Source organism: Streptomyces sp. WI03-4A (genome assembly GCF_033792105.1).
In the GTDB taxonomy this organism is placed as follows: Bacteria; Actinomycetota; Actinomycetes; order Streptomycetales; family Streptomycetaceae; genus Streptomyces; species Streptomyces collinus_A.
In genome coordinates this window covers 43,095-49,094 of sequence record NZ_JARAUO010000054.1, presented here as the reverse complement: position 1 = coordinate 49,094, position 6,000 = coordinate 43,095, and the positions used below count along the sequence as shown (strand labels likewise).

Below are 6,000 nucleotides of genomic sequence, written 5' to 3'. Positions count from 1 at the left end.
GGCCAGAGGGCGAGTACGCCGCCGGGGCGGAGTACGCGGAGGGCTTCCGGGACCGAGCGGGAGGGGTCGGTGCGACCGCCCGCCGCGCCGCCCGGCGGCCGCGCCGGCCTTGGCCAGCGCCTGCCCGAGCGCGGTGATGCCCTCGTCGATGTCGGCGCCGGGCCGCTCCACCAGGCCGTCGGTGTAGAGGGCGAGGATCGCGTCCGGTTCCAGCGAGAGCTCCGTCACCGGGTACTGGGCGCGCGGGTCCACCCCGAGGACGACACCGCCCGGTATGTCCAGCACCCGGGTGCGCCCGTCGGGGCAGCGCAGCAGCGGCGGCAGATGACCGGCCCGGGCGACCAGCGCCCGCCCGGTGGCCGGGTCGAGGCGCAGGTAGCAGCAGCTCGCGAACTGCCCCGGGTCCAGGTCGATGAGCAGCCGGTTGGTGCCGCTCAGCACCTCGTCGGGCGGCCGGTCGCCGAGCGCGAAGGCCCGCACGGCGCTGCGCAGCTGGCCCATGGTGGCCGCCGCCTGCACCCCGTGCCCCTGCACGTCGCCGATGACCAGGGCCAGCCCGTCGCCCGCCTCGACGACGTCGTACCAGTCACCGCCCACGTCCAGGCCCTGGGTGCCCGGCAGGTAACGGCCCGCCGTCTCCACCCCCGGGTGCGCCGACAGCCGCCGGGGCAGCAGGGCCTGCTGGAGGCCGCGGGCGAGCGCCGCCTCGGTGTCGTAACGCTGCGCCCGCTCCATGGCGTGCGCGATCAGCCCGGCGAGCGCGGTGAGGACCGTGCGCTCCTCCGTGCTGAAGCCGCGCGACCGGTCGAAGCCGAGGATGCAGGAGCCCACCGGCCGCCCTGAGGCGATCAGCGGCAGGAAGGCGCGGGCGCCCTCCTCGGCGTCCAGCGGAATGCCCGGGTAGGTCGCCGCGAGCTGCCGCATCGACTCGAAGAACAGCGGCCGCCCGCTGGTCAGGGTCTCCACCCCGGGCAGGCGCGCGTGCAGGCCGACGCCCTCGAAGGGGGAGAGGAAGTCCCGCGGGAAGCCGGTCTCCCAGGCCAGGTAGAGGTGCCGCTCCTGGAGCAGGTAGATGGCCAGGCGGCGGCCCCCGAACGCGGGCAGCAGCTCCTGCGTGACGACCGCCGACACCTGACGGGCGGTCACCGCGTCCGTCAGTGCGATGGCGAGCGCGATCGGCCGGTACAGCGGCGTCAGCGGCGGGTCCCCGGCGTCCACGCCCTCGGGCAGGTGCAGCGCGGCCACGGCCGGACTGTCGGGTGCGGCCTCCTCCCCGGGCGCGTCCATCCGGCCGGCCGGGACGAGCGTGCAGGCCAGGATGTCCGCGCCGGGGTGCACGGACACCGCGAGCCAGTCGCCCTCGCCGGGCCCCGCCCCGTCCGTGTGCGGCCGCCGGACGTGCACGTGCACCGGCTCGTGGGACAGCAGCACACCGCGCAGATGGTCGTCGTACGGCGGTCCGGTCAGCCACGGCATCCCCTCCCACAGCGGCCGGCCCAGCAGCCGGGCCCGCTCCACGCCCGCCATACGTGCCGCGGCCTCGTTGACGTACACGATCGTGCCGAGCCGGTCCAGGCAGAACACCCCCTGCGGCAGCAGGTCGGCCGCGCCGTCGGCGGAGGCGGCCGGACCAGGGTCGAAGACGATTCCGGAGACCGGGGCCGCCGCGTCGCCCGCCGGGCCCGGGCACACGTCCAACAGCAGGGGAGCGCCGTCCCCGGACCGCAGGTGCAGCGGTGTCGCCGGTGGCTTCCCGTCGGCGGTCTCGCGCAGCACGGCCAGGATCCGGTGGGCGTCGGCCGGGGACACGGCGTCCGCGAACGCCGGGACGGTGCCCGCGAACTCGCCGGGCCGCAGCCCCAGCAGCGCGTGCAGCCGGTCGTCCGCGCGCACCGCGGAGGTCGCCGGGTCCCAGGTGAACCGGCCCACACGGGTCTCTGCGGGACGCACGGCGGGCGGCCGCACGCACAGCGGGTCCCCGTCCCAGGCGACCGCGGTCTCGTCGCCGTCGGCGAGCCCCAGCAGCTCGGCGCCCAGCCCCTCGGCCAGCCGCGCGAGGAGTTCCCGGTCGAGCAGTTCGTCCACGGTGTCGGAGGTGGCGGCGCGCAGCACCGTCAGGACACCCAGGGGTTCGGGGCCGCCCGGCACGGGCACGTGCACCGAGCCGAACGGGAAGGGCAGCCCCGCCGCGAACTGCGGGTAGCGGCGCACCGTCTCCGTGGCGTTCGGCAGCACCACCTGGACCCCGAGCCGGTAGGCGTCGGCCACCGGGAAGGGGCGGTCCACGTGCAGCCGCCACCAGGGCCGGAACAGCGGGCCCGGGAGCCCGACGAGCACCGCGAGGCGCAGCAGCCCCGGGGTGCCGGAGCGCAGGTACACACCCGCGACGCGTCCCCCGGCCGCGCCGAGCGCGCCGGTCGAGGCGTCGACCAGCAGCGCGGCAAGGCGGGCCCGAGTCCGGCCCCTCGGCTCTCCGCTCCCAGCCATGGGCCCTACCTCGTCCCGCAACGCCGGGTGGCTGACACAGCAAGAATGCGCCACCAGAGTGGCAGAACGCACCTGGGCGGGTGAAGACCCCGGACACGGACTTCCGCACCGGCGAGCCGGCCCGTACGGGCCGCACCCGCGGGTACGAGGCCGCACCCGCGGGTTTCCCGCCTCCGGCGGTCACGCCCCGGGGCCTCACACCTTCGCCGCAGCCGGGTGGCGGGAGCCCCCGCGCACTTCTAGTAATGAAGTCCGTACTGCCGCGCGCCGCATCCGGGGGCGCTGGTGCGGCCGCATCCCCTCCTGGAGCCGAGATGACCACGCCCACTCCGCCCTCCCGACCCGACGACCACGGCGTCATAGCGCCCGCACCGCCTGTGCCGCCCGCACCGTCTGTGCCGTTCGTGGCCGAAACCGGCCCCTCGTCACCCGGTCCCGGGACCCGGCCCGAGCCGCCTCCGCCGTCCACGAGTGGCGGGGTCCCAGACACCGATCTTCTGAGCGCCGGGATGGTGGGCGCCGAGGCCGCGGGCGCCCAGGTGGTGAGCGCCGAAAGGGTGGGCGCCGGGGCACCGGACCCGGACGGCCGCCACGGCGATCCGCTGCACGGCCTGGTCCACACGGCGGTGGCCGACCGCCCCCTGGAGGACGTCGCCCGGCTGATCACCCTGCTGGAACGCTCGCCCGAACACGCCCGGACCACGGCCGACGCGCTGCGCGCGGCCGGGGTGGACCGCCCCGTCGAGGACGTCTCGCGGCTGGTCGACCTCCTCACCCGGCCGCCCCGGGACTCCCGCAGCGCTGACGTCGTGATCCGCGCCGCCGCGGAGTGCCGCCCGCTGGACGAGGTCACCCGGCTGATGGAACTGCTGCACCGTACCCGTGTGGAGCCGCACTGCGTGCGCGCCGCGGTCGAGGCGGTGGCCGTCAACCGTCCCGTCGAGGAGCTCGCCGAGCTGATCGCCCGCCTGGCCGCCGACGGCGCGCCACCGGCGCACGCGCCGCTGCCCGCGCCGCCCGAGGAGGCGGCCGCGCATGCCGTCGAACCGCCGCCCGCCCCGGGCCCCGCCGCCGTCGTGGAACCGGACGACACCCCGCGGCCGAGGCGCCGGCACGGTGCCGAGCGGGTCAAGCAGGCGAAGTCGGCGAAGGACCCCAGGACGGCCACGGACTCCCGGGACCCCAAGACCGGCAAGGGCAAAGCCGACAAGACCGAGAGGAGCGGCAGGAGCGGCAGGAGCGACAAGGCCGCGGGGGCCGCCAAGACGTCCAAGGCTCCGTTGCTGCTCGCCCGTGGAGCCGGCCTGCTGGCCTTCGTCTGCGGGGTGGCGCACGCGCCGCGCTACGGGGTCGCTCTGCCGCAGAACGTCCTGCAGACCACGCTGCTCGTCTCGGGGCTCTGCGTCGTACTCGCCCTCGCCATGCCGTCGCGGACCGTGCGCGGGCGGCTGGCCGCGGCGACCGCGACCCTGGTGGTCACGGCGGCGTTCGCCCTGGGCCCGGTCATCGGCGGCCGGTTCGGCCTGCCGGACCCGGCCCAGCTCCAGGCCGCGATGGTCGCCCCGCCGTGGATCGCCGGCACGGCGGCGGCGGCGGCCGCGCTCGCCGCCCTGGCGCTGCTGCTCGCCAGCCTGTGGGCGGTCGGCGCACGCCGCGAAAGCGAGCGTTGAGCCGTCGGGGTGTCGGGCTGTTCAGCTGTGGGGCTGTTCAGCTGTGGGGCTACGGCGCGGTCGGAGTGAAGGCCCTCCTCACCGGGACGACCAGGGCGACTTGAGCCGTTCCGCGCCGGCGGGTTCGCCCGGCCCGGGCGGCAGCGCCCGGCCGGCGCGCATGCTGCGCAGGGCCAGGAGCAGTACGGCGATGTCGTCCAGGTAGACAGGATCGGGCAGCAGGTCGGTCGGCAGCACCAGGTACGCGACCGCGCCCCAGAACACCCACCGGGGCCCCGTGGGCAGCCCGGCCCGCCGCAGGGTCCGCCGGGTGCGCACCAGCCGCACCAGCAGCACGACGGCGACGGCGAGCAGTACCACCGCGACGACGGCGGCGATCACCAGCAGGGTCGCGGTGGAATCCATGCGGGCTCCTGTCCCTCGTGGCTCGGGGCGGGGCCGGGACGGCTTCCCGGGCTTCCCCTTCCTTCTCCCTTTCCCTCTCCGGACGGGTCTACGGCCTTGCGTCCGCCCGGCCCGCGGAGTCCGTGGCGTCGCCCTCCGGGGCGGGGAGCGGCTGCGCGGCTCTGGAGGCGAACTTCAGCCGCTCGAAGGTACGCGTGAGCTGCTGGAGCGGAGAGGGCGTCCGGCCGCCGGCCCGCTGCCGGGGATGCGGCAGCTCGGGACCGGCCGGGGCGGGCGTGTCGCGGTAGGCGGCCAGGGCCTGGTGGGCCTGCTCGGCCGCGTCCCGCCACAGGTCCCGGGACTTCGTCATGGCCTCCAGCGCGTCCGCGTACATGGTGACCAGCCCCCGTGCGCGCTCCAGCTGCTCCTGGAGCGTCATCAGGGTCCAGTTCTCGCGCAGGTCCGTCAGCGCCTCCTCGGCACCCTGCGGGAAGGGTCGCGAGAGGGCGGCGAAGTCCCGTAGCAGGGTGAGGAGTTCGACCGGCTCGGAGCCGTCGAGGAAGACCGACCGCACGCGGTACCGCGCGGCGTCGTAGCCGTCCGGCGCCGGGTCCGGGGGCAGCAGCACGGCGCCGCCGCGCGGCACCTCCACGCCGAGATCCTTCAGCGCCCAGTTCACCGCGCGCAGTTGCTGCGGCGCGGCCCGGTGCTCGATCACGCGGTGCCGCAGTCCCGGCGGCAGCAGCCGGGCCAGCGGCAGCCGGCCCTGCTCGTCCGGGGTCATGGCCTCGTGCACGACCAGGTTGACGCACCAGGAGTCCCGGGCCGCGTCCCGCAGCCGGCGCCGCATCTCCCTGTCGTCCTCGGGCAGCGCGTTGACCTGCCGGAAGCGCAGGCCCGCGACGGTGGGGTGATGGTCCCAGGCGCCGTCGGCGGCGTCGGTCGCCCCGGCCTCGGGCCAGAAGAGCGTCGCGGGCGAGGGCCACGCGTGCTCCCACGGGGCCTCCGCCTCCGCGACCAGCGTCCACTCGTGCGCGTCCGGCCGGTCCCCGCACGGTACGAGGGTGAGCCGGGCGCGCACGGTCACCGCGCCGTGGGGCCGCCAGCGCGCCTCGAAGACGTGATCGGGATCGGGTGGGTCGTCGGGTGCCGGGGGCTCGGTGAAGTCGTCGAGGTCACCGCTCTCCTTGTGCCTGCGCAGGGTGCGGCGGACGACGTCGGGGGCGTCGGGACCGGTGTGGCGGCCGCGGGCCGCCCAGAGGGTCTGCGGGACGGGGGCGAGGTCGGTGGCGGAGTTCGACATGAGCCAATCTGCCGATGGGGGCGGGGGGTGTCCCCCAGTATCACCACACGTGGCCCCGGCGGGCCGAGCGGGGGCCGGGCGGCGGGTCGTGTCGGGCACTGCGCGTACGGGACGCGCGCCGTGCGCGCGGGGTGTGCGCCGCGCACTTCGGACGAC

General features: G+C 76.5%; 4 protein-coding genes. 1 reads left to right on the top strand and 3 read right to left on the bottom strand.

The genetic code is table 11. The features are described from left to right. Positions 1-2,487 (bottom strand): SpoIIE family protein phosphatase (locus tag PV343_RS36070; protein ID WP_319151260.1); only part of this gene is annotated, 2,487 nt, incomplete at its 3' end. Positions 2,488-2,996: 509 nt separating this feature from the next. Between PV343_RS36070 and PV343_RS36065 the strand changes: the two genes are divergently transcribed. Then, a complete protein-coding gene (locus PV343_RS36065; RefSeq protein ID WP_319151259.1) occupies positions 2,997-4,157 on the top strand; it encodes a hypothetical protein in 1,161 nt (386 codons plus the stop codon). 78 nt (positions 4,158-4,235) lie between these two features. Here the strand turns inward: PV343_RS36065 and PV343_RS36060 are convergent, their stop codons facing one another. After that, positions 4,236-4,562: a YkvA family protein gene (locus tag PV343_RS36060; RefSeq protein ID WP_319151258.1), complete on the bottom strand. Its 327-nt coding sequence runs from the start codon at positions 4,560-4,562 to the stop codon at positions 4,236-4,238. Positions 4,563-4,650: 88 nt separating this feature from the next. Next, positions 4,651-5,844 carry a hypothetical protein gene (locus PV343_RS36055; protein ID WP_319151257.1) on the bottom strand — a complete coding sequence of 398 codons (1,194 nt, stop codon included), beginning with the start codon at positions 5,842-5,844 and terminating at the stop codon, positions 4,651-4,653. Positions 5,845-6,000: the final 156 nt, after the last annotated feature.